A 25998-nucleotide genomic window follows, 5' to 3' on the forward strand; every position below is an offset into this window, starting at 1 on the left:
ACAACAGACTTCGATGTGTCCAAATGATCAACCGAGGAGGCTCGCAAATGGGAAAAAGGTGGAAGCAAGGAGCAGTGTCGCTACTGTCGGCGTCGGCGCTGATGGCGCTCGGGCAAGGCGCGTATGCCGCGACGTCCGCGGAGACGATTCCGGCCTGGGCATCGGCCGAGATTCAGACATGGCAGGAGCTCGGGCTGCTGAAAGGCGATCAGAACGGACTCGTCCGTCCGAATGGCGCCGTAACGCGCGCTGAACTGGCCGCGATGCTGAATCGCATATACGGCTATGAAGCGGGACGCGCGGCATCGTTTGCGGATGTGCCGGCGCAGGCCTGGTATGCGGCCGATATCGCGAAGGTCGCTGCGGCCGGCATTTTGCAGGGCGATGCGGCGGGCAACGCGACGCCGCTGGCCAACGTGACTCGCGAGCAAGCGGCCGTCATGCTGAGCCGGGCGCTGCACCTAAGCGCGGCCTCGTCGGACGGCGCATTCGCCGACGAAGGGCAGATCGCAGCCTGGGCGAAGGATGCGGTGCATGCGCTGCAGGAAGCCGGCTACATAACAGGGACGCCTGCGGGCGAGTTCCAGCCCAAGAAAAGCCTGACGCGCGCCGAGGCGGTCAAGATGCTGAACGGGGCGATGGGGACGCTGATCGCCGACGGCGCCGCGCACGAGGGCGTGGCCGGCGGCAATCTGACCGTCAACAAAGCGGGTTCGACGCTGTCGGGCTTAAACCTGACGGGCAGCCTGTACGTCGGGCCGGGCGTCGGGGACGGCGAAGTGACGATCGAAAGCTCGAACATCGGCGGCACGGTCTATGTGCTGGGCGGCGGCGCGCGTACGGTCGTGCTGAAGGATACGAAGGCGGCGCGCCTTGTCGTGGACAAGGCATCGGGCGAGATCCGGGTCAAGCTCGAGGGCGACACGAACATCGCGAACGTCGAGTTTGCGTCGGGCGGCGAGCTGGACAACGGGTCCAAGCAGCCGATCGGCCTCGTCGTAATCAAGGCGAAGCCTACGGACACGGTCCATTGGAAGGGCGCTGCGACGGAGCTGACGTTCGCATCGGGCCTGTCGTTTGAAGGTTCTGCGGGACATATCTCGAAGTTCACGGCAGCCTCCGGCTTGAAGAACGGTAAGATCGTGCTGGCACCCGATTTTCAGCTGGAGACGTTCACGGCCGACGGTCCCGTACAAGTGACGGGCGAAGGCAAGATCGGGACTGCGATCATCAACGCGGAAGGCGTCGAGCTGTCCAAGGCGCCGGGCGTGCTGACGCTTAATGCGAAGAGCGCTACAATCGCCGGCGAAACGAAAACGAGCGGCAGCACGGGCAACAACAGCAGTGGCGGCGGCGTTATCGACCTGAGCACGAAACTGTACAGCTACGCGGAAGCGTCCGCGCAATTGGGCGGCACGACGGCCGAGCTGCAGGTCAAGCAGTATATCGCGTTCCTGCAGGACCCGAGCTACAAGCCAAGCGTAGCCAATTCGGCGACCAAGGTGCCGGATCTGACGAATGCGACGACTTTCGTCAATTCGTCCTTCGACGTTAAGCCTTCGATCTTCGCCTCGCTCCGGGGCGTCAACGCTTCGGTGCTGGACGCGTCGCGTACGTGGCTGTGGCTCGGAACGAACGACGGCGTAACGCGCGTCCGCCTTGCGGACAACGAGATGAAGTCCTACACGACGGCAAGCAACGATCTGAAGGACGACAAGGTGCTGCTTCTGATCTCGGACGGCAGAACGGGCGTTTACGCGATCACCGCGACCGGCGTATCCCACATCCAACAATAAGGAAGGTGCCCCATGGCGAACAAAAAACTCAGCAAATGGACGACCGGCGCGCTGACCGCGACGCTGGCCGCCGCGATCGCCGTTCCGTCCGCCAGCGCGAACGTCGCGCTTCCCGGCGCGAGGTTCGCGCCGGTCCAGCTCCATGCCGCGGCGACCAAAAACGTCGCTTATTACAAAGCGGGCGACGCCTCCATCCCCGCGAATCTCGCATGGACGACCGCCACCGACATCCCGTTTCTGCCCGGCGCCGTAACCGGCGACGTCACCGCCGCGTTCAAGGACAAGAACAACGTTTACTGGATCGGCACCAAGACCGGCCTGCAGCGCGTGGACTTCACGGAATCCGATGCGCGTGACATCGTCCAGTACTTCGCGGGTCCGCGTTATCTTTACGGCGGAGACGACAATGTGCTAGCGCTGGCTACCGACGACAACGGCGGCGTATGGGCCAAGACGGCAAGCGGCGTCACGCACATCACGATGCCCAAGATGACGCTGCTTGAGCGGACCACCGTATACGAGAAGCTTGTCAAAGCCGTCAACGACCGCCGGGGCATGGCTTCCGGAGCATCGTTCACCTTCTCGGACGGCGCGAACGCGAGCGTAGACTACAATTCCGCTACCGGAACGTTCACGGGCTCGCCGGCGACGAGCGACAATGACGGCTTGTGGACGACGATGTACGCGATCGGCGAGATCTTCCGCTACCGTACGCTGAAGGATGAAGCGGGCGCGAGCCCGACGACGCGGCAGAAAGCGGATATCGCGGCCGCAAAAGCGGACGCGCTGCGCGCCTCCAAGGCGGTCCTGCTGCTGGACTATGTGTCCGGCCGCGGCAACGGTTTTCCCGCCCGCTCCTACATGCTGACCAGTGAAGGGCTCGCACAAACTACTGACGGCACCGACTACGGTTTCCAGAGCCAGAACGGCCTCTGGTTCCATACGATCGTCGGCGATAACGCGGTTAATCCGAACGCCATCATCCCGAGCATGCAGCAGGCCGGCAAGACGCCGATCGGCTACGGCCTTGTGCGGGTCACCAAGGACGCCGAGAGCAAAAAGGGCGACACGCTGTTCCCTTCCGGCGGTTCGGACGTCATGAACTACAACGGCTTCGGCCTGAGCCACGAGGCGATCGACGCGCTGAACGCGACCCGGCCCGAAGGGCAAAAGCTCGGCATCGAAATCAAGACCTCCGTCGCCAAAGACGTTTATCAGGTGCTGCCCGTCATCACCGCCAAGACGAACAACGCGAGCGCCGCGGAGGACAAGTCGACGACGGCTTCCAACAAGCCCCTGTTCCAGCTGACCGTGCCGGTTTACGAGAAGATCCCGACCTTCTTCAACGATCTGTTCCCGGCCAGCGCCATCGGCAGCGACGGTTATATCGACCAGAATCAGATCGTCTACAAAGCCGATACTTCCTCGGATGAGGTCGACGGCCACTATGCGCTCTTTTTCACCGCCTATCAATATTTGTGCGACGATGCTTCCGATCCCGAGCTGGCCGAGTTCAAGCGCCTGACCGCCGAGGCGACCGACCGGATGACGAATCTGATCCTGAAGGACGACCACTACTACATCGAGGACGCGACAGGCAAGTCGACCCAATGGTCGAGATGGCTGTCCAAATACTTCAACGACAGCTTGTCCGTCATGGAAAAGCAGGCGCTGTGGACGCAGCACATCGGCGTGGACGAGAACGGCGACGACGCGCTGTCCTACGGCTACGAAGACGGACCGCTCAACGCGCTCGAGATCATGTCCATGCTCAAGACGGCGATCACGGTGACCGCGGAGGCATACCCGCAGGATCAGGCCAAGTTCAAGGCGGCCTACGATCTGGTATACGACGGCGATTATAGCAAGGAAGAGCCGTTCGTCAACGGCAAGGGTTACATCAACATGGCGCTGAACTACCAAGAGCGCAGGCTCGTGCGTCAGGCGAACAACGCTTACGGCATCAACGACAACAATCCTGTAACGTACGAGAAGCCCGGCTACACGGGAGACCGCGAAGACGATTCCAACATCAACGGAACGCTGCACGGCGATTGGACCCAGTACATCAACTATTCGGACGAGGAGCTTGGTTGGTTCCCGGTCTACGAATTGATTTTGCAGGAACAGGATCCGGTCCGCAAAGCGCAGATCGTAGCGGCTTACGACCAATGGTACGCGAACGAGAAACGCGAGGAAAATCCGTTCTACACGTTCCTGTACCAAATGGCGCATCCGGAGGATACGAGCGTCGACCTCGCGTCGGCCGTCCGCTTCCTGTACCGCATGCCGCTGTACCGCATCGAGTTTGCCGCTCAATACGACCGTCAGGACGTCCTCTATATCGAACCGGGCGATCGCGACAAGTACAAGCAAACGAACTACGCGCTCGCGCCGGACGAACGGAAGATCATCAAGAACAACAACAACCCGTTCGCCCAGCTCGACGCGGCGTATACCGTCAATCCCAATTACGATTACAATCACGGCAGCATGGACACGTCCGCGGTGTTCACGCTTCCGTATTGGATGGGCCGCTACTTCGGCATCATCAAGGAAGCGCAGTAAATCGTCAGGCTGCAGCTGCGCATACGAAAAAAACGTCCTTTCGGGGACGTTTTTTTTGCCGTCGGGACGGCGCGACCGATGATATACTGAAGTCCATTAAGGGAGGTTTTCACATGTTAGGTCAAATATTTGCGGGCTTGGTCGCCTTGGAGCATGTCTACATTCTGATCCTTGAAATGTTCCTCTGGACGACGCCCCGGGCGATGAAGTCGTTCGGCACGACGCCGGAGACGGCCGCGGCGACAAAGTCGCTGGCTGCCAACCAGGGGCTGTACAACGGATTTCTTGCAGCCGGCCTATGCTGGGGGCTGCTGCACCCGAACGAACAGACGGGGCAGCAGATCGAGGTGTTTTTCCTGGCGTGCGTGCTGGTCGCGGCCCTCTTCGGCGGCTTCACGGCTAAGCGATCGATTCTGCTCGTGCAGGGGCTGCCGGCTCTGATCGCGTTGGCGCTGGTGTTGTGGGCGTAACGTCGAAATAGCGGCGAAAGGCGTTACTCATAGACGCGATGCCAGACGCCGGCGAACTCGGGCACGATGCGCGAGCCGCTCGTCGCGACCTTGTCTCCGGTCTCCTCGCCGAAGAAGAAGCGCGCCAGGCGCTCGGCTTCGGCGGCATCCGCGAACGTATAGTCGAATGGGAAGCATTCGTGGGCGAAGCCGTGGACATGCTCGAGCGCATCATAATAGGAAAGCAAAAAACCGGGCGGATTCGGCGCCGCATAGCCGGTGCCCATCGTTTCGAAAATAACGGCGGTACCGCCGGGCCGCAGCACGCGGCGAATCTCGTCCAGAATGGCGGCGAGCGTCGTACCGTCAGGATCCGTATCCGAGGCGGCCGAGTAGGCGATGCTCCAGCCCGAGACGACGAGGTCGGCGCTGGCGTCCTCGGCGGGGATGCGCAGATGCGTGCCGACGGCCGTGCGCCAGTTGCCGGCGCCCGACGCCGTCAGCTTGGACGCGGCCACTTCGAGCATGGCGGACGACAGATCGACCGCCAGCACGCTGCCGGCTACGGCGGCGATCGGCACCGTCAGCCGGCCGCTGCCCGCGCCGAGGTCGACGACATCGAGTCCGGCCAGCGGGCGGATCGCGTCGATGCGCGCGCCTAGCGAAGGCTGGGCGGAGATGAGCCGGTCGTATTGCTCCGCCTGGCTGCGGTAGATCTCGTCGTGATTCGGTTCGGACGAGGACGTGGTAGAAGATGAGGAAGAAGAAGTCATGGCGCAAGCCTCCGCGATTACATAATAGGTATATATTACACGCAGCGGCAATCTTCTGGATAGAGGCGCGCGGCGCATCGCTGGCGACGGTAAAGTCGTGATGCGGCTATGGCCCGATGCATGCAAGAGGCCGCGGCCGGCGCGGCATTTAAAGTTTATCCGGCGGCCGCGCAGCCCGGTTCCCGGCTAACCCGATGCGGGTACATTATTTTTGAGGGCCCGAGGCGAGGGGCAGATTTTGTAGATCATTTGTAGTATGATGTTTAGAAGATTGTTTAGCGTCGAAAGTCATGATTTTGAGGTGAATGGGATGACAGAAATGGCCACGGCAAGCCGCTCTTCGACCAACCATTTGCTGCGCCGGGACGTGCGGTTCCTGGGCAACATTTTGGGCGAAGTGCTGGTGCACCAGGGCGGCCGCGAGCTGCTCGATCACGTAGAGAAGATCCGGGAGACGAGCAAGGCGCTGCGCGCCGAATTCGTGCCCGAGCTTTACGAGGAATTCGTCAATACGATTACGGGACTGGAGCCGGGCGTCCGCCACCAGGTGATCCGCGCTTTCGCGATCTACTTCCAGCTCGTCAACATCGCCGAACAGAATCACCGCATCCGCCGCAAGCGCGACTACGAACGCTCCGCGGGCGAGGCGGTTCAGCCGGGCTCCATCGAGAGCGCGATTGTGGAGCTGAAGGACAAGAACCTCCCGCTGAACGAGGTGCAGGAGCTGCTGTCCGGCATTTCGCTCGAGCTGGTCATGACCGCGCACCCGACCGAAGCGATGCGCAGGGCCGTGCTCGACGTACACAAGCGAATTGCCAACGAGATGATGGAGCTGGACAATCCGTCGCTCACCTACCGCGAGCGCGAGCGTCTGCGGGAGCAGCTTCGCAACGAGGTGCTCACTCTTTGGCAGACCGACGAGCTGCGCGACCGCAAGCCGACGGTCATCGACGAAGTGCGCAACGGCATGTACTTTTTCCACGAGACGCTGTTCAACGTGCTGCCCGACGTCTATGACGAGCTGGAGCGCTGCCTGGCCAAGTACTATCCGGAGCAAAAGTGGCATGTGCCGACGTATCTCCGCTTCGGTACGTGGATCGGGGGCGACCGCGACGGCAACCCGTCCGTGACCGCCGACATCACCTGGCGCACGCTGAACATGCAGCGCAATCTGGTCATCCACAAGTACGAGACGCTGCTGAAGGCCCTCATGCGCAAGATGAGCTTCAGCACGACGATCGTCAAGGTGAATCCGGAGCTGCTCGAATCGATCGAGCTGGAGCGCGAGCAGGTCGAACTGCGCACGGTCGACCGCTGGACGAACGACCATGAGCCGTACCGCATCAAGATCACCTATATGCTCCAGAAGCTGCAGAACATGCGCGAAGAGAAATTCAAAGGAACGTCGCAGCGCTACCACCAAGTGTCGGAGTTCATCGCCGACCTGCAGCTGATCGATCGCAGCCTGCGCCATCATTACGCCGACTTTGTCGCCGACACGCATCTGAAGAAGCTGATCCGTCAAGTCGAGCTGTTCGGTTTCTATCTGGCCGCCCTCGACGTGCGTCAGCACTCCCAGGAGCACGAGAACGCGATGACCGAGGTGCTGGCGAAGGCAGGCGTCACGGATCGCTACAACGAGCTCGGCGAGGAAGAGAAAATCGAGCTGCTGCACGGGCTTCTATCGGACTCCCGTCCGCTTCTGCACGCGACGGCATCGCTCAGCGAAGGCACCAAGGAGTGCCTGGAAGTATACCGGACGATCTACCGCGCGCAGGAGGAGTTCGGCGAGAGCTGCATCACGACGTACCTGATCAGCATGACCCGCGGCGCGAGCGATTTGCTTGAAGTCATGGTGTTCGCCAAAGAAGCGGGTCTCGTGCGTCGCACGCCGGAGGGCAAGCTCGTCAGTTCGATTCAGTCGGCTCCGCTTTTCGAGACGATCGACGATTTGCACGCCGCGCCGGCGATCATGAAGACGCTGTTCGACCTGCCGGTGTACCGCGAAGCGGTCGCCTCGCGCGGCGACATGCACGAGATCATGCTCGGCTACTCCGACAGCAACAAGGACGGCGGCATGGTCACGGCGAACTGGGAGCTGCGCGTAGCGCTCAACAAGATCACCGAGACGGCGGGCGACTACGGCGTCAAGCTGAAGTTCTTCCACGGCCGCGGGGGCGCGCTCGGCCGCGGCGGCATGCCGCTGAACCGCAGCATTCTGGCCCAGCCGCCGCACACGATCGGCGCGGGCATCAAGATCACGGAGCAAGGCGAAGTGCTGACGTCCCGCTATTCGATGGAAGGCATCGCGTACCGCAGCCTCGAGCAGGCGACCAGCGCGCTCGTGAAGGCCGCGTACCTGGCGAAGCATCCGTCGCTGGATCAGACGGCCGACGCGCATTGGGAGGAGATCCTCCCGTCGATCTCGGAGACGGCCCAGACCAAGTACCAGGATCTGATCTTCCGCGATCCGGGCTTCATGACCTTCTTCAAGGAATCGACGCCGCTGTCCGAGGTCGGCGAGCTGAACATCGGCTCCCGTCCGTCCAAGCGCAAGAACAGCGAGCGCTTCGAAGACTTGCGGGCGATCCCGTGGGTATTCGCCTGGACGCAAAGCCGCTATTTGCTGCCTGCATGGTATGCCGCGGGCACGGCGTTCGAGAAGTACGTCGCAGGCGATCCCGCCAAGCTCGAGACGCTTCGCCGGATGTATCGCGACTATTCGTTCTTCGCGACGCTCGTCGACAACCTGCAGATGGCGCTGGCCAAGGCGGATCTCTTGATCGCGCAGCAGTACGCCGACATGATCAAGGACGACGAGATCCGCACGCGGATTTTCACCCTCGTTCAAGAGGAGTACGACCTCACCAAGCGCATCTTGCTCGAGATTACCGGTCAAGAAGAGATTCTGGACAACGTACCGGTCATCCAAGAGTCGATTCGCCTGCGCAACCCGTACGTCGATCCCCTCAGCTACCTGCAGGTCCAGCTGCTGAGCGAGCTCAGACAGCGCAGGGACGAGGGCGAGGACGACACGGAGCTGCTCCGCGAGGTGCTGCTCACGATCAACGGCATCGCCGCCGGCCTGCGCAACACGGGCTGATCTTGATACGCAGATAATGGAACGACGGGCCCGGGCGCATGCCCGGGTCCTTTTTTGGCGGATCGCTAAGGATAAGATTACGGGGAAATCACAGGCTTTGATTGCTTGCCAACCATTTGGCGACGATCGGCGGGAAGTTAAGCGGATTGGCGCAATGAGGACCTGCTGGCAGCGGTTGCGTGCAGGTTGGGCGGAGGGCGTCGGGACATAAGAGACGCTGGGACGCTGGAGACACAGAGACGAAGGAGACTTAGCGGACACAGGAGACGTTATTTTCGTAAAAACCGGTCCGAAGGCGATCGTATCGGACTGGAGGGACGCTATTTTCCTGGATCAAGGCTAAAAAAGGCCGGCAATCGCGAAATAGCGTCCGCTGAGTCCGCGAGCGGGCCGCGAATCGCGATATGGACAAAAATAGCGGCTCCTCTGTCCGTTCTGTCCGCGCCAATGCGCACACAAAGAGCGGCAGGCGTCTTTTTTAACAGCCTAAAAGAACAGTGTAATGGTCTTTTAGAAGGGGCGAAATTAGATGTCTTAGCAGTTAGTGCGAAGGCGGAGCGGCGGGCGACGCATAGGACAACAAAATGTGCGAAGGGGAGAGGGCTCCGAATACCCGCTTCTTGCTTTTTTGATACGTGTGCATTACCATTTTCTTGATCGCATCATGCGAAGGGTCTTCCCGACCCGGCCGGGCCTAGCCGTCCTGCTCGCCGGCATCGCGATGCCGAGCGGACGAGAAGGGCCGAGCGCCGGGCGACCGGCGAAGAAGGTGAGGGTTAACACGTTGAAGCCAATTGAGACGCGACTCGCGAAGCTGGCCCGCAAGGGAGATCAGCGCGCGTTCGCGGAGATCGTGGATTTATACAAGGACAAGCTGTATCATCTGGCTTACCGGATGACGAACAACCGGCAGGAAGCGGAGGACGTCGTTCAGGAGTGCTTCCTGCGCGTATACCGCAACCTGGACCGGTACGACGAAAATCAGAAGTTCTCGACGTGGATCTACCGGATCGCGACGAATCTGTGCATCGACAGGCTGCGCAAGCGCCGGCCGATCTACTCGCTGGACGCCGAGTCGTCGGACCACGAGGGTCTCGACGGATACGCGATGCTGCCGAGCGACGACCGGACGCCCGAGAGCGAGCTGATCCTGTCGGAGACGCAGCGCATCATTCGGGACGCGATCGATACGCTGCCGGTGAAGTACAAGTCGGTCATGGTGCTGCGCTATCTGCAGGACATGTCGCTGCAGGAGATCTCGGACGTGCTGGACATGCCGGTCACGACGATCAAGACGCGGGTTCACCGGGGCCGCGAGTTCCTGCGCAAGAAGCTGGAGCACAAGCTTTGACGGTCCAGCCTAATTTTCCGCCAAAGATGAAACCGCGCCGAGTCGGGGAACGTACAGTATAGGAGCATTCGCAAAGGAGGCTCTATGTTCTCCTGTGCAGAAAGGGATGGCTATCATGAAGTGCAACGATGCCGTGAAGCGAATGCACGATTATCTCGACGGGGATCTGCCCCGCGAGGAATCCGTGCTGCTGCAGCAACATCTTCGCGAATGTCCGGCCTGCGAGGCGCGCTACGGGGCGCTTGAGAGGACGGAGGCTTTGATATATGCCCAGCCTGTCCCGGCTGCGCCGTCCCATCTCGCCGACGCCATCATGGGCGCGCTGCCCAAGAAGCGGAGTCCGCGTACGTGGACCTCGTGGGTGCAGCGGCATCCGGCGGCTTCGGCGGCGGCGATCTTCCTGGTCGTCATGCTGTCCAGCTTCGTCGCGATGTGGAATCAGGACGATCAGCTCAGCCTGAGCGGAGACCTGTCGCATGTCGTGATCGAGGGCAACAAGGTCATCGTGCCCGCCGGCCAGAAGGTCGAAGGCGACCTGACGATCAAGAACGGCGAAGCCGAAGTGCTCGGCGAAGTCGAGGGCAACCTGACCGTCATCGACGGCAACGTGACGCTCGCATCGACCGCGCATATCGCCGGCAAGGTGAAGACCGTGGACCGGGCGCTCGACTGGGCATGGTACAAGGTGACGACCTGGTTTGACACGGTGGCCTACGGGACATGACGGCCGCCGTCCGGCGGCCAGACGAGGCGGCCTCCCTGGACATCGGGGAGGTTTTTTTGTATTCTAAACAGGATTTAGAAGTTCGTTTATAGAAAACAATATATACATATCCTAAGCGCAATCTGACAAGATTCGGGAAACCCGATCGAGACGCCAGACGGGGGGTGCGTCTTGGATTATTTCGAGAACTTAACGGTGTGGGGCGCCGTCAAGGACGCCGCGGACATCCTCATCGTCAGCTATCTTATATACCGCATGATCCTGCTGGTGCGCGGCACGAAGGCCGTCCAGCTTCTTAAAGGCATCCTGCTGCTCGTGCTCACTTGGGCGCTCAGCACGTGGCTGAACCTGTATACGCTCAAATGGGTGATGAACCAGCTGTTCCCTTTCGGGATCATGACGATTCTGATCATTTTCCAGCCGGAGCTTCGCAGAGCGCTGGAGCAGCTCGGACGCGGCACGCTGTTCAGCCGTTCCTCCCTGGAGGAGCACGACATCAGCCATCCGATCAACGAGGTCATTAAGGCCGTTCAATACCTCGCGAGGCGCAAGATCGGCGCACTGATCGTCTTCGAGCGGCGCACGGGACTCGGCGACTACATCGAGACCGGGATCAAGATGAAGTCCGCGATCAGCTCGGAGCTGCTCATTAATATTTTTATCCCCAACACGCCGCTGCACGACGGCGCCGTCATCGTGAGCGGCGGCGAGATCATGGCGGCGGGCTGCTATTTGCCGCTGTCGGAAAATCCGTTCATCTCGAAGGAGCTGGGCACACGACACCGCGCAGCCATCGGCATCAGCGAGGTATGCGACGCGATCTCGGTCGTCGTCTCCGAGGAGACGGGGCATGTATCGCTCGCTTTGAACGGACAGATCGTGCGGGACATCAAGGAAGAGTCGCTGATCTCCAAGCTGTTCGACGAGCTCCGCCAGACGAACGCGAAGAAGGCCAGGCGGAGCTGGAACGTCCCTTGGAAGTTCTGGCGGCGGAAAGGCGGTGACGGCCATGGATAAGTGGCTCAGCCATCCGAACGCCGTACGGCTCATCTCGCTGGCCCTCGGCATTCTGCTGTGGGCGGTCGTTCACTTCAATCCGGATTCGACGCCGAACAACGTCGCTTCGCTCATCGAGACGCGCACGTTCACCGACGTGAAGGTTCAGGTACGCGGACTGGACGAGCAGAGCTACGTGCTGAAGAGCATGGACCCGACGAAGGTCAAGCTCATCGTACGAGGCACGCCGAGCGACCTCCTGGCCGCGCGTTCGGACGGCGGGTATATCGTGGAGGCCGATCTGAGCACAGTCAAGGCGGGCACGCATACGATAACGCTAAGAACGGATCTGCCCAGAAGCATTCAGACGATCCAGGTCGAGCCCGCGACCGTGACGGTCGAACTGGAGGAGCTGCAGACCAAGGAATTCGAGGTTCAAGTGACGCCGACGGGGACGCCGAAGGAAGGCTACAAGGCAGGCGCGCCCGTGCTGCGTCCGACGAACCGGGCGCATGTGACGCTGCCGGCCAGCGAGATGGATCGCGTCGACCATGTCGGCGGCTCGATCTCCATCGAAGGCGCGGACAAGACGCTCAAGGACAAGAGCGTGAAGCTCGTCGCGTACGACGGCTCCGGGCAGGAGATTCCGGGCGCAGAGGTCGATCCCGCCGTGCTCGAGGTCGAAGTGCCGATCACCAATCCGTTTAAGCAGGTGCCGATCCAGCTGAAGCTGATCGGTCAGTTGCCCGCGGGGCTGAGCGTCGCGAATCTCGCCCCGAGCGCGGAGCAGGCGACGATCTACGGACCGCAGACGGAGCTGGACAAGATCGACTCCATCGAAGCGGATCTGAACCTGTCCGAGGTGACCAAATCGGGCAAAGTCGACATCACGCTGAACAAATCCGACGCCATCACGGAGGTGTCGCCGGCTACGGTCACCGTCGACGTGCAGGTCGTGCTGACGCAGACGCGCACGATTCAAGGCTTGCCGATCACGATTAAGGGGCTGGGCAACGGCCTCAAGATGCAAATCATGAATCCGACGAGCGGCCAGGCGGACATTACGTTCAAGGGCGCGCCGGCGGTGCTCGACAAGCTGCAGCCGGGCGACGTGAGCGTCGAGGCCGACCTGAGCGGGCGCGGGCCCGGCACGTACACGATTCCGCTCAACGTGAATTCGCCGCGGTTCGTCGACCAGAGCGGCGGCAACACCTCGATTGAAGTCGAGATCGCGAACATCGGCACGGAGCCTACGCCTACGCCGGGCTTACCGACATCGGACGAAGCCGCCTCGGGCAGCATCGACCCGGACGGCACCGAGCCGCCGGGTACGGAGGCGGAGGGAGCGGGCGGAAGCGCCGGCGGGTCGCCGACGCCAAGCCCGTCTCTGACGCCAACGCCGACACCATCGTCATCATTATCGTCATCGCCATCGCCGACGGATGGCGCTTAGACAGCAACGGTCGAACGAACAGCATTCCGTCGGGCAGAATGAATTGGGGACGAAGGGGTCAAGAGGAGCATGGGGAAGTATTTCGGAACGGACGGCGTTCGGGGCGTAGCCAACTTGGAGCTCACCGCCGAGCTTGCTTATAAGATCGGCCGCTGCGGCGGCTATGTACTGGCAGGTGGCGCGCAGCGCCCGAAGGTGATCATCGGTCTCGATACGCGCGTATCGGGCGCGATGCTGGAAAATGCATTGGCGGCAGGACTGCTGTCGATCGGCGCCGACGTCATCCGCCTCGGCGTCGTGAGCACGCCGGCGGTCGCGTATTTGACGCGCACGCTAGGCGCCGACGCGGGCGTCATGATCTCTGCGTCGCACAATCCGGTGCAGGATAACGGCATTAAGTTTTTCGGCGGCGACGGCTTTAAGCTGCTCGACGAAAAGGAAGCGGAGATCGAGCGCCTGCTCGACGCCGAAGAAGATACGCTGCCGCGGCCGGTCGGCAAGGACCTGGGCACGGTGACGACGGATCTGGCGCTGAAGCGGATGTACGTCGATTATTTGAAGCTGACGGTGAAGCATTCGTTCGCCGGCCTTAAGATCGTGCTGGACTGCGCGCACGGGGCGGCCTACGAGCTCGCGCCGACGATCTTCCGGGAGCTGGGCGCGGAGGTCGTCACGATCGGCGCGGAGCCTAACGGCTTGAACATCAACGAGGGCGTCGGATCGACGCATCCGGAGAAGCTGGCGGCTAAAGTGCGGGAGCTGGGCGCCGATCTGGGCCTGGCGTTCGACGGCGACGCGGATCGGCTCATCGCGATCGACGAGAGCGGGGAAGAGGTCGACGGCGATTATATCCTGCTTATCTGCGGCGAAGCGATGCGTGGCCGAGGCAAGCTGAAGCACGACACGGTCGTGACGACGGTCATGGCGAACATCGGCTTCTTCAAAGCCGCCGACAAGCTTGGCCTGACGACGGCGAAGACGGCCGTCGGCGACCGTTACGTGATGGAAGAGATGGTCCGCGGCGGCTTTAACCTTGGCGGAGAACAGTCCGGCCACGTGATTTTCCTCGATCATAATACGACGGGAGACGGCATCCTGACGGGGCTGCAGCTCGTCGACACGATCGTCGCCTCCGGCAAGAAGCTCGGCGAGCTCAAGCAGGTCATGCGCAAATATCCGCAGGTGCTCGTCAACGTCCGCGTGGCGGATAAGTCGAAGTACGAAGGCAATGCGGCGATCGCGGACGCCGTCGCTACGGCGGAGTCGGCGCTTGGCGACAACGGTCGCATCCTCGTGCGGCCATCGGGCACGGAGTCGCTCATCCGCGTCATGGCGGAGGGGCCGGACAAGGCGGAGATCGAAGGCCATGTCGACGCGATCGCCGACGTGATTCGCGCGGAGCTCGTCTAATTGACAGCATGCTGGCGCGCCCGGTGTCGACGATGCCGGGCGATGTCATTTCCTGGGCAATACCGTCATTTGGCGGAAAGTCGCGAATAAAGGTTGCGCAGTCATTTCAAAACGAATATGATGGGTTAGATTGTCGGCGCGAGCCGCGGGTAATGAAAAGAGAACGGATACGCCATTCAAGAAGGAAAGGTAGGGTTGAGGTCGCATAAGCATCATAAGCGCCAGAACTTGCCGCCGGCGCGCGGCGAGTTGACGAGGTGGAGGTGTTCGGATGATCGGCGGGGACCTCCCGGCCCAATCGGGGCCGTCAGCCGGAAGACAAATCGCTCAGGGCAACCGGGCGCACAATACGCCGGCACGATAAGAAAGACGAATCGGAATCATACTATAGCGGAATGTCCGGCGAACCGGAGCACGGGGACCTCGACATGTCGTGGATATCGGGTAATGCTTATCCTGCGCAAGGCTGCGGCCGGCGGGACGCCTGCGTGGCGTTCGGGCCTGACTTGGCTAGAAGGATATGCATGCATACCCCTGGTTGTCTGCGGTCTGCTATAGGCATGCGGCAGCCTGACCGGCTCCGGCGCGTCCAGGGACGTTGACCGAAGCGGAGGCATATATCAATGTGCGGAATTGTCGGATATATCGGATTTAGAGAGTCTCAGCCCATTTTGATCGAAGGGCTCAAGAAGCTGGAATACCGCGGGTACGACTCGGCGGGCATCGCCGTGCATACGGAACGCGGCCTTGAAGTGACCAAGGCGGTAGGGCGTCTGGTCAACTTGGAAAATCGGCTGACAGGCGAGCCGCTGTGCGGCACCATCGGCATTGGGCACACGCGCTGGGCGACGCACGGCAAGCCGTCGGATGCCAACTCGCATCCGCATACGGACAACTCGCTCAAGTTCTCGGTCGTGCACAACGGCATTATCGAAAATTACTTGGAGCTGAAGGAAGAGCTCATGCTCGCGGGTCACCGCTTCCTGTCCGAGACGGATACGGAGGTCATCTCGCACCTGATCGCCGTCGAATACGAAGGCGACATCGTGAAGGCCGTGCAAAAGGCCGTCCGCAAGATGCGCGGCGCGTTTGCGCTGGGCGTGCTGACCGAGCACGAGCCGGACCGGCTGATCGCCGTGCGCTATGCGAGCCCGCTCATCATCGGCGTCGGCGAAGGCGAGAAGTTCATCGCTTCGGATATTCCGGCGATCCTCGAATATACGCGAGACATCTATATCCTCGAGGACGGCGAGATGGCGGTGCTGACGCGCGACGGCGTGGAGCTGCTGACGGTCGAAGGAAATCCGGTCGCGAAGGAAGTCTTCCGCGTGAACTGGGATCTGATGACCGCTGAAAAGGGCGGATACGATCACTTCATGCTGAAGGAGATCTACGAGCAGCCGCGCGCGTACCGCGACACGATGCGCGGACGCATCAGCGAGGACGGACGCTCGGTCGTCCTGCCCGAGCTGTCGATCACGCCCGAGCAGCTGCGCGCGGTGAGCCGCGTGCACATCGTCGCCTGCGGTACCGCGATGCATGCCGGCATGGTCGGCAAGACGGTCATCGAGCGCCTGGCGCGCATTCCCGTTGAGGTCGACGTGGCGTCCGAGTATCGCTACCGTTCGCCGATCATCACGAAGGATACGCTGGTCATCGTCGTGAGCCAATCCGGCGAGACGGCCGACACGCTGGCCGCGCTGCGCGAAGCCAAGCGCTGCGGCGCCCGCGTGCTGGCGATCACGAATGTCGTCGGCAGCTCGGTCGCGCGCGAAGCGGATGACGTCATCATCACGCTGGCAGGTCCGGAGATTGCCGTCGCATCGACCAAGGCGTATTCGACGATGCTGATCGCCTTCTTCCTGCTCGGACTGTATATGGCGCAGACGCTGGGCACGCAGGATGAGGCAGAGATCGCGCACGTCCTGGCGGCGATGGACTCGCTTCCGGAGCAGGTCGAGCGTATCCTCGCCCAGGCCGACACGGTCAAGGGCATCGCGGAATCGATCGCGAAGTCGAGCAGCCTGTTCTTCATCGGCCGCGGCATCGACTACGCCGTCGCGCTCGAAGGCTCGCTCAAGCTGAAGGAAATCTCGTATATTCACTCCGAAGCGTATGCCGCCGGCGAACTCAAGCACGGCACGCTGGCGCTGATCGAGGACGGCGTGCCCGTCATCGCGCTGCTCACGCAGGAGGACCTGTTCGAGAAGACCGTTAGCAACATTAAGGAAGTGAAGGCGCGCGGCGCCGAAGTGCTCGGCCTCGTCAACGAAGGCCACGAAGAGGAGTCGGCGAAGTCGGTCGACCGCCAATTCGCCATCCCGCGCACGCTGCCGCTGCTCACGCCGGCGCTGTCGGTCATCCCGCTGCAGCTGCTGTCTTACTACGCTTCGCTGGCGCTGGGCCATGACGTCGACAAGCCGCGGAATTTGGCGAAGAGCGTGACGGTGGAGTAAATGCAAGAGAAGTAAGCTATATATTGTCAGAAGAAAACGTACAAAATGCTAAACTAACGGAAAACATTAGTTTAAAAAAACAAACCGGCAGCAGATCAGAGATCCGCTGCCGGTTTGTTGTTGAAGTAAAGGGAGATTATTTAGCTATGGTGGTAAGGATAACGACGGTTACCATGGTTAGGCGGCATTCTGCTGCTCATTCTTGCCGTCGGACTGGCTGGATTCTCGGCGTGGCGGTTCGTACAAGCCTTCGCGGATCCGGACGGTAATCACCTATCATGCAGCGAAAACGATCTTGGGCGCCCAGTCGTCTTCGGAAAACAGCGAACAAACGGTGACAGCCGTACTTCTGCAGCAGCCGCTTGGTGCTTCATTAATTGCTGCAGCCGGACTCGGCTTCGCTATATACGGGATTATTGAGCTCGTCAAAGCGACACGCAACTCCTTCATGGATCCATTCAAATTGAATGAAATATTACGTGCTATGTATCGATATCTTGTGGTTACGGCTAAGTTCGGTCTGTTTGCCAGAGTAGTCGTATTCGGTCTAATCGGTTATTTTCTCGTACGCACCGCCGTTTTCTCCGATCCTGAAGAAACGAAAGGTTTGGACGACGCGCTCGCGAGCTTGCACTGCAGCCGCACGGCCGCTGGTTGCTCGGCACAGCGGCGCTCGGGTTCGTAGCATACGTTAAAAAAGGTGATCGGTGGCCGAACAACGGAGTATTCGAATTTATCAGGTAATTGGATGAGGACGTGCTTTTTTATGCTCATTTTTTTTTCTAGTTGGTTTTATCATGGTAACTGTGATACTCATTTTGATCTTGCATAAGTTGATTGAGAAGTTTCTGAAACCCCGCAAACTGTATACTTGGATTCTTTCAGGTGCGATCGTATCCATTATTATGTATCTTTGGATGACAAGCTCGTTGAAGAATTTGCTAACCCCTATGCCATGAGACGATAGTAGAATGAACACGGCGGTAGCTGGCCATCTGATCGGCTGCCATTAAAAGTCGCGATAGTCGCGGCTTTTTTGTTTTATGGGATCAAGTTCTTGAATGACGTTGATTGCGCAACGATCCCGCACCTTTGGATCCGCTGGCCAGCATTGCACCGAATTACACTACAACGCAATTGTTTCAAAATTACATTTGCCTTAAAGTGTACTTTAAGGCTTAAGCTAAAAAAGACCTAGTCGGCCTTTCTAAAAAGGAGGGAGTATCCATATGTCATATACAATTAAAGAGGCATCGGAGCGGCTTGGTTGCCCTGCACATACGATTCGGTTCTACGAGAAGGAGGGATTACTTCCTTTCATTAAGCGAGATATACACGGGAATCGTATATTCGAGCAGGATCACTTGGATTGGATACGGTTAATGACGTGCTTCCGAGCCACAGGAATGAAAATTTCCTTGATGAAGCAGATGGTTAACCTCGCATTAGACGGCGATGCCACGATTCCAAAGAGAAAAGCGATCTTAAACCAGTACAAGGAAGAATTGTTCCGCCGCCAGAATGAACTGGCTGAAGCCCTTGATGCCGTCAATAACAAGCTTGCCATCTACGAAGATATTGAGGGAGGAAGGCTTCCCTCCGAGAGCAGATTGCTGAAACAACTGGAAGACCGACATAACCAACCAATTAAACGAGAATGAGGGATATAGGAATGAATCAAAGAGCATTGGGCAATAGCGACATTATCTTATCTGCGATTGGTCTTGGCATCATGGGCATGTCTCCGGGAATGTATGGCGAGACAAACGATGAACTTTCTATAAAGACGATTCATCGCGCTTTGGATTTAGGCGTCACGTTGTTCGATACAGCCGACGTTTACGGAAACGGTCACAACGAAGAGTTGCTTGGAAATGCAATCCAGGGACGTCGAGAGCAAGCTGTTATTGCGACCAAGTTCTCATACACCCCCAATTACGAGAGCCTCAGTGGCCATCCCGAGTACGTTAAGAGGGCAGTTGAGGATAGCCTGCGTCGCTTGAAGACAGATTACATCGATCTGTATTACCAGCACCGAGTCGATCCTCAAATTCCGATCGAAGAGACTGTCGGGGCAATGGCCGACCTGATCAAAGCGGGAAAAGTGCGGGCTCTTGGTCTGTCCGAAGCTTCTGCTTCCACCATTCGCCGGGCCCATGCCGTGCATCCAATTTCCGCACTGGAGAGCGAATACTCGTTATGGAGCCGTGACATCGAAGATGAGATTCTTCCTGCCGCAAAAGAGTTAGGGATCACTCATGTTGCATACAGTCCGCTCAGCAGAGGCTTTATCTCCGGCGAACTTCGTACGTTCGAGGATTTGGCTGCCGAAGATCTTCGCAGATGGATGCCTCGGTTCCAGGGAGAGAACTTCCGCAAGAATATAGCGATCGTCGATAAGATCAAGGAGATCGCAATAGAGAAAAACTGTTCGCCATCTCAATTGGCCATCGCCTGGACGATCGCCAAAGGAGCGCTGCCGATTCCAGGTACAAAGCGAATCAAGTATTTGGAGGAAAACGTCGCTGCTGTGGATATTGTCCTCTCGAAAGAAGATCTTCTGCGCGTCGAGAGTGTAAGTCCTAAGAACGTTGCCCAAGGCACTCGATACATGGAAGAACAAATGACGTTGCTTGATGGTTAAGTTTTAATTTAGTGGTCCACGTTATTTATGTCGGAAGTCAAAAACATTGGCCAATTCAAAGCCGCAATAGTCGCGGCTTTTTCGTTTTATGGGATCAAGTTCTTGTCATTGGCCGATGTCAAGAACTTGATCCCATTCCCGATGAGTGTCACTAACTTGGGAGTCAATAAATCCCACGGGTACCATCAGTGCAAGGATAAAGTATGTCAAAAAACACTTCACAAGGAATGCTTAGCGAATATGAAAGTAATAAGTGCTCATTTCATTTCCCAAATCTTCAATTCTGAAACGACCCCGCTTGAATCTTCGGAATAAAATCCGAGGCTTGAGAGCGTCAGCGGTTCATCCAGTCGATAAGAGATCGCGTAGTCATTATTAATGAACAGCTCGACGCATTCGTTGCGGGCGAAAACTTTGAGATCATACTCGGCGTTATACGCCAAAGTCCAAGGCTTGTTAGCCGTGATCTCGAGCACGTTCGGCAGTGCCCAGCCGTTTTTGACGTCGCCCAACTCCAGGCGGTTGTGCTTAAAATTCAGAAAAAGACAAAAACGCCGTTCTCCCAAAAAGACGCCGATCCCGGTGCCTTCCCGAACCGTAACCTTATATTCGACCACGCGCCCGTCGCTCCAGTCCGTGACATCTGCCGTCGGGGACGGCGTATGGTCAAGTGCGCATTCGATTCCTCCCGTGCTCCCTTGGTTGCCAAAAGTCAGCGTTTGGTCGTCCGGCGAATGCCAGACAACGGTCGGCAGTCGACCAGGTTGCCGCAGCACGCGGTACGCGGAAAAGGATATTCCGCTGCCGAGCAGCTTCCCTTTGACTGCCTCGCAACCTTCCCAATATTCCAGCTTCAGCACCCAAGGCTCTCGCTCGACGATCCTTTTTGGTAAACCCACTCTGCCGTCAATATGGTCGTTTCCCCAAAAATGATAGAAAAGGTAGCCGGACTCAAAAGGGATAACCCGGCCAACGTATGCCATCACGACATTGGCATGATCGCGGCTTCCGATCAGCATCGGATCCTCGGGCGGCAGCCGGTAGGGACCCTGAAGCTTGTCGGATACAACGTAATAAGTCCCGCCGGAGCGTGCCAAAGCCCGGTCGTCATATCTCCAGCCGTGCTGGGTCACGGTCGAGAACATCACGTAATGGCGGTCATTGAAGCTTAAATGTTCGGGAACCTCGAAATTGGGAAACAAATCCGCAGGGGTGCCCGGGGGCAACGCTTCCCAATGGATGCCGTCCATGGAAGTCATGACGCCGAGCACGCCGGCTTTCGCTTTCAGTTTGCGGTCGGCGGCATGGGCGGTCAGGAAGCCGGTGTACGGAGGCGGTGCGTCTTGCAAAGCGTTGACGATTCCTAGCGAATCCCAGCGCGGCAATTCCTCGCAGCAATCCTCGGGATCGTCCAGGTAATAGGCGGGATCGGGTCTCAGCACAACCTCCTCGATACGCTCCCAATTGTACAGATCCTCGCTGCGGGCAAAGCGGATTTGCTGGTGGCCGCGGACGAGCTCTTCGGAGTAATTCATGATAAAGGTATCGCCGACTCGCTGTACCATGCCTGTGCCGAGCCATTCGGCGTCGGGATGCTTTTCGAGAATAGGGCCGTGTTCCTTCCAGTGCAACAGATCGTCGGAAACGGCCATGCTTATCCCGTTCCAGCGGCTGGCTCCCGGCGTGATTCGGATATAGAACAGATGGTAGCGGTCGTTGTGCGGCACGATCCAGCAATCCCATAGACGATCCTCGTGCGGTTTATAGAGCATTTGTTAAATGGTCCTCCTAAAATTTAATATCTAAATACCAATATACCTATAACACAAATAAGTATAGATTAAGTTGTTTTTGCTGTAAAGCGGGATTCGCGAGCGGTACAAAACGAGAGTTGGCATACGAAGGTGGCTGAAAACGAGTCGGAGCCGTCCGATCGGGGAAAGGGCATTTCCCGATTGGACGGCTCCGCCGATTAATTGCGATCGTGTACGGGTCACCTTATCTCATTCGAAAGAGGGGCGGTGGATTGGCGCAGCACCAGTCGGGTCGGCAGCGTTAGCTTCTTCCTTTCCTGCAGCGGGTTGTCGATGATCGACAGCAGCAGCTTGGCGGCATCGATGCCCAGCTGGCTTTCTTGCTGCACGACGCAGGTCGGCGGAATCCGGGACAACGCGGAATGCTCGAAATCGTCGCAGAAAACGACCGACAGTTGCTCGGGCACCTTGATTCCAAGATTCGTCGCGGCCTGCAAGGTGGCCAACCCGCTGTAGGTCGTGGCGGCGAATACGGCCGTGACCGCAGGATTTTGCTCCAGAAAAGCCTGAATGCGCACCGTCATGCGTTCAAGTTGATCCGCTTGCGGCTCCCCGGACGGCGAGGCGTGTTCCCCGTTCTCCGATTCGAAATAAGCCAGCCGCGGACCGAAAGGATAGCGGCTGGCAGACAACGCCCGCTCATAGCCGGCGATCCGCTCCTCCAGACTCGTTGTCGTTCGGTCGTGAACGACGACAAAAGCAATATTCTGATGCCCCAGCCCGATCAGATGGGACGTGGCGTCGAACGCGCCGCCGATGTTGTCCGAGCAAACGCAATTGGTGTCCACGCCGCGCAAATAGCGGTCGATAACAACTACCGGAAACTTGTTCAGCGTCAGCCGAAGGATCTCTTCGTTGTATGTCTCCCCGTCGACGGGGAAAATCAGCACGCCCCGTACGCCGGCGCGGACGGATTCCACCAGCAACCGGCGCTCCAATTCCTGCTCGTTGCGCGTTGATCGGACGATCAGCTGGTAGCCATGGTCGGCCAGGTAATATTCCGCTCCCGTAAGTATGCTTGCGGACAAGCTGCTCTGAATATGCGGGGTGAGCAGCACGATCAGCTTCGCTGTGGATATGCCGGCATCGGTGGCGGGGGCAGAAACCGGGCGATGTTCGTCGCCGACCATCTGCGAGATGAAGGAGCCCTTGCCCTGTATGCGGTAGATAAGTCCTTCCTGGACCAATTCAGCCATTGCTTTCTTGACAGTAAAACGGCTGACGTTGAATTTCTCGGCCAGCTCCTGTTCAGTCGGCAATTGATCGTTGGCCTGCCAGTGCAGCTGCTGTATATTCGCAAGGATGTAATCCCGGATTTGTGAATAAAGAGGCGTACGTTTCTTGCTTGACGTCATCCGATCGTTCAACTCCGCTTCATCGACATTATGTTTTATTTTAGCACAGCCGGGCGAAATTTACACATAAATATACCTATATACCACTTTAAAACCTTGTGTCCAAGAGCAAAATTTCAGCGCTAATAAGTTCAAACTTTTAGCTTTACATCGCTTTTGAATTGTAATATATTTTACTTGATAAAAGGTATCTAAATATGAATAATTGGTATATAGGTATCTAATTGAATGGAGTGAACCAAATGCCAGTCACCATCGAGCGGCGCCTGAGACAGCTGCTGGGGCCGGAGCCGAAGAGCTACTGGGAAGAGAAAATCACGGAAAGGTACGGCTATTGGGGAGGACGAATTCTGGCGCAGCTATTTTTTGCCTATGAGTTGTCAAAGGTAAACGGCGGCCAATACGACCAAGCGATTTCGAAAGCGCTTACCCCCGTTGAGAACGGGCTTGCCGAAGAAGGCGTCATCGGCAAACAAACCGCGATCGCTGCCGAAGCGCTGCTTCAGGATATCGCAGCAGAGGCGAAGAGCTACGAGATTCTGGCCGTTGCGCACGCGCATATCGACATGAACTGGATGTGGTCGTGGGACGAGACGGTCGCCGTGACGTTGGATACGTTTCGGACGATGCTGAACTTGATGGAAGAATACCCTGCCTTCACATTCTCGCAATCGCAAGCGTCGATCTACCGCATCGTCGAGCAATACGCACCGGACATGCTTTTGGAGATTAAGCGGAGAGTCAAGGAAGGGCGCTGGGAAGTGACGGCCTCCCACTGGGTCGAAGCGGACAAAAATATGCCGAACGGCGAAAGCCTGTCCCGACATTTATTATATGCCAAACGTTATCTGGCCGACTTGTTCGAGCTTGATATCGACAGCCTGAATCTGGATTTCGAGCCGGACACGTTCGGCCACAGCCTTAACGTTCCCGAGATCCTGGCGAACGGCGGCGTCAAGTACCTCTACCATTGTCGGGGAAATGAAGCGCCGGTTTTCTACAAATGGGAAGCGCCTTCAGGGAAAAGCGTGCTGGTCTACCGGGAACCCACTTGGTACAACGATAATATTCAATCGTCGCTCGGCTCCTACGTGCCGGACATTTGCCGCCAAACCGGACTGAAAACGTACTTGAAGGTGTACGGCGTGGGCGATCACGGCGGCGGTCCGACGCGGCGGGACCTCGAGCGACTGCTGGATATGAACGATTGGCCGATTTATCCGCGTTTGAGATTCGGAACGTACCGTGAATTTTTCGCCATGGCGGACGCGATTGCGGACCGGTTCCCCGTCATGCGGGGAGAGCAGAACTTTGTGTTCACGGGTTGCTACACCTCGCAGACGCGGATCAAGACGGCGAACCGGATGGGCGAGGCGGCGCTGAACGAAGCCGAAGCGATCAACGCGTTGGCGAACGTCGAGACGGACAAGGCTTATCCGGCCGAAGCGTTCGAGGAGGCCTGGCGCAACGTGCTGTTTAACCAGTTCCACGATATTTTGCCGGGGTCGGGCGTGATCGAGACGCGCGAGCATGCGCTAGGCCTGTTTCAGAATACGATGGCGACCGCCAATACCTATCGCAAGCTTGCGATGGAGCGGATCGCCGCCGACATCGATACATCCGGTCTGGCCGGTGACCCAAGCCGGCTGACTTTGTCGGAGGGGGCGGGAGCAGGCTACGGCGCGCGGTCGTTCCGGATTACCCAGGTGGAGAGAGGCCGCGGCACCACCCGGATCGTACATTTGTTCAACCCGTCCGTACACGAGCGCGAGGAAACGGTTGAAATCGTGCTATGGGACTGGAAAAGCCCGATTGCCGCGCTCTCCGTCAAGGACAGCAAGGGAAATGCCGTGCCGTACCAGGTGATCGATCAAGGGTTCAACATCTATTGGGGACACGATTTTATCCGGATTGTGGCGCCGGTCAAGGCACCGCCGTTCGGTTACTCCACTTACACCGTCTCTGAAGGCGAAGCAACGGTCGGTCCTCTGCAGGCGACGGAGCCACGGGTCGACCTCGAGGAAAAGTTCGTGCTCGAGAACGAGCTGCTGCAAGCGACGTTCGATTCACGCGACGGCACCGTCCGATCGCTCATCCGTAAGGACACGGGCGAGCAACTGGTCGATCCGGCGAGGCCGGCCGGCGTGTTCAGGCTGATCCAAGAAGATCCCGAGCGGGCGATGACCGCCTGGAGAGTCGGCCGTTACATGGAAGTGACGAACCTGCACGGCGGCGCGGTGAAAATCAAAAAAGGCGTATGGGGACCGCTGCGGCAAACCATACATCTGGAATTCAGATTCAACCAAACGCTGCTTCGCGCCTACGTGTCGCTCGACTCTAACAGTTCCTTCATTAAATATGATCTCGAATGCGACTGGCACGAAATCGGCCAGCCGGGCCAAAGCGTTCCGCAGCTGAATTTTCATTGGCCGCTAGCCCAAGCCATCAAGTCCTACCGATACGACGTACCTTACGGTATCATCGAACGCGCGCCGTTGGATCATGACGTGCCGGGCAACAGCTTTGCGCTCGCCGTGCCGGCCGACGAGGCGGCGCAATCGTCCGTCATGCTCGTGACGAACAACAAATACGGTTTCCGCGGAACGGAAGATTCGCTCGCGGTATCGCTGATTCGCAGCTCCTACGATCCCGACCTCCATCCGGAACTGGGCAATCACCACCGTTCTTCCTTTGCGATCGGCGTGCTGCAAGCGAGTTCGGCAAACCAACACAAGATCGAGGCTGCCTATCGGTTCAATCACCCGCTGAACGTGATTTCCGGCACGCCTCATGCGGGCATGCGGGCGCTGGACGCCGGCTTTCTCCGGCTGGCGGAAGGAACGGCGGCGGTGTCCGCCGTGAAGATGCCGGAGGACAAGGACGGAAAAGCCTGGATCGTGCGCGTGTACGAGACCGAGGGGACGCCGACGACCGTTCGTTTGCATACGGCCGGACAGGCGGCTGAAGCTTATTTCGTGGATACGCTGGAGCGCAAGCTGCTGGAAGGCGAGGATGTTCGGCTCGAGGAGCCGGGTATCGTTGCATTCGACCTTGCGGCGTATGCGACGGCTGCGATTCGCCTGAAGTTTGTTTAAAATCGCCATAA

Annotated in this window: 17 protein-coding genes; 14 read left to right on the forward strand and 3 right to left on the reverse strand. The window is 58.7% G+C overall.

From position 1 onward, the window contains the following. The first annotated feature begins 47 nt into the window (after nucleotides 1-47). The 3 genes from BM235_RS07365 (at nucleotide 48) to BM235_RS07375 (ending at nucleotide 4834) form a co-directional block, all read left to right on the forward strand. On the forward strand, nucleotides 48-1796 hold the full coding sequence (locus BM235_RS07365; protein WP_158543686.1) for an S-layer homology domain-containing protein: 1749 nt from the start codon (nucleotides 48-50) through the stop codon (nucleotides 1794-1796). Nucleotides 1797-1808: 12 nt separating this feature from the next. After that, entirely contained in the window at nucleotides 1809-4364 is a 2556-nt protein-coding gene (locus tag BM235_RS07370; RefSeq protein WP_090111175.1) for a hypothetical protein, read from the forward strand. A gap of 113 nt (nucleotides 4365-4477) precedes the next feature. Further along, nucleotides 4478-4834: a DUF1304 domain-containing protein gene (locus tag BM235_RS07375; protein WP_090111177.1), complete on the forward strand. Its 357-nt coding sequence runs from the start codon at nucleotides 4478-4480 to the stop codon at nucleotides 4832-4834. A 23-nt stretch (nucleotides 4835-4857) separates the two neighbouring features. Here BM235_RS07375 and BM235_RS07380 read toward each other — a convergent pair whose 3' ends face one another. Then, nucleotides 4858-5586, reverse strand: coding sequence for a class I SAM-dependent methyltransferase (locus BM235_RS07380; protein ID WP_090111179.1), 729 nt, complete (start codon nucleotides 5584-5586; stop codon nucleotides 4858-4860). A gap of 310 nt (nucleotides 5587-5896) precedes the next feature. On the opposite strand from BM235_RS07380, the gene ppc reads away from it, so the two are divergent. From ppc to BM235_RS07430, 10 genes are all read left to right on the forward strand, one after another. Next, nucleotides 5897-8689, forward strand: coding sequence for a phosphoenolpyruvate carboxylase (gene ppc / locus BM235_RS07385; protein WP_090111181.1), 2793 nt, complete (start codon nucleotides 5897-5899; stop codon nucleotides 8687-8689). Nucleotides 8690-9482: 793 nt separating this feature from the next. Beyond that, a complete protein-coding gene (sigW, locus tag BM235_RS07390; protein WP_369803495.1) occupies nucleotides 9483-10040 on the forward strand; it encodes an RNA polymerase sigma factor SigW in 558 nt (185 codons plus the stop codon). Nucleotides 10041-10155: 115 nt separating this feature from the next. After that, nucleotides 10156-10764 (forward strand): zf-HC2 domain-containing protein, encoded by a 609-nt coding sequence (locus tag BM235_RS07395; RefSeq protein WP_090112189.1) that lies wholly within the window; start codon nucleotides 10156-10158, stop codon nucleotides 10762-10764. 171 nt (nucleotides 10765-10935) lie between these two features. Then, the gene (gene cdaA, locus BM235_RS07400) at nucleotides 10936-11781 is read left to right on the forward strand and encodes a diadenylate cyclase CdaA (protein ID WP_090111183.1); all 846 of its coding nucleotides are present in this window, start codon (nucleotides 10936-10938) and stop codon (nucleotides 11779-11781) included. Then, on the forward strand, nucleotides 11774-13213 hold the full coding sequence (locus tag BM235_RS07405) for a CdaR family protein (protein ID WP_090111185.1): 1440 nt from the start codon (nucleotides 11774-11776) through the stop codon (nucleotides 13211-13213). The genes cdaA and BM235_RS07405 overlap by 8 nt, the downstream gene beginning before the upstream one ends. Nucleotides 13214-13282: 69 nt before the next feature. After that, nucleotides 13283-14623 carry a phosphoglucosamine mutase gene (glmM, locus tag BM235_RS07410; RefSeq protein WP_090111187.1) on the forward strand — a complete coding sequence of 447 codons (1341 nt, stop codon included), beginning with the start codon at nucleotides 13283-13285 and terminating at the stop codon, nucleotides 14621-14623. A gap of 623 nt (nucleotides 14624-15246) precedes the next feature. Continuing rightward, a complete protein-coding gene (gene glmS / locus BM235_RS07415; protein ID WP_090111189.1) occupies nucleotides 15247-17079 on the forward strand; it encodes a glutamine--fructose-6-phosphate transaminase (isomerizing) in 1833 nt (610 codons plus the stop codon). Nucleotides 17080-17281: 202 nt separating this feature from the next. Beyond that, a complete protein-coding gene (locus BM235_RS07420; RefSeq protein WP_090111191.1) occupies nucleotides 17282-17764 on the forward strand; it encodes a DUF1206 domain-containing protein in 483 nt (160 codons plus the stop codon). 544 nt (nucleotides 17765-18308) lie between these two features. Next, a complete protein-coding gene (locus BM235_RS07425) occupies nucleotides 18309-18740 on the forward strand; it encodes a MerR family transcriptional regulator (RefSeq protein ID WP_090111193.1) in 432 nt (143 codons plus the stop codon). A gap of 11 nt (nucleotides 18741-18751) precedes the next feature. Further along, a complete protein-coding gene (locus BM235_RS07430; protein ID WP_090111195.1) occupies nucleotides 18752-19723 on the forward strand; it encodes an aldo/keto reductase in 972 nt (323 codons plus the stop codon). Nucleotides 19724-19980: 257 nt separating this feature from the next. On the opposite strand, the gene BM235_RS07435 is transcribed toward BM235_RS07430, so the two are convergent. Together BM235_RS07435 and BM235_RS07440 are read right to left on the reverse strand one after the other, a co-directional pair. Next, nucleotides 19981-21450: a glycoside hydrolase family protein gene (locus BM235_RS07435; RefSeq protein WP_158543688.1), complete on the reverse strand. Its 1470-nt coding sequence runs from the start codon at nucleotides 21448-21450 to the stop codon at nucleotides 19981-19983. 266 nt (nucleotides 21451-21716) lie between these two features. Next, entirely contained in the window at nucleotides 21717-22904 is a 1188-nt protein-coding gene (locus BM235_RS07440) for a GntR family transcriptional regulator (RefSeq protein WP_143106646.1), read from the reverse strand. A gap of 230 nt (nucleotides 22905-23134) precedes the next feature. Here BM235_RS07440 and BM235_RS07445 point away from each other — a divergent pair, with 230 nt between their 5' ends. Next, complete coding sequence (locus BM235_RS07445) at nucleotides 23135-25987, forward strand: alpha-mannosidase (RefSeq protein ID WP_090111202.1); 2853 nt, start codon at nucleotides 23135-23137, stop codon at nucleotides 25985-25987. Nucleotides 25988-25998: the final 11 nt, after the last annotated feature.

It is taken from the genome of Cohnella sp. OV330, assembly GCF_900112065.1.
Classification (GTDB): Bacteria; Bacillota; Bacilli; order Paenibacillales; family Paenibacillaceae; genus Cohnella.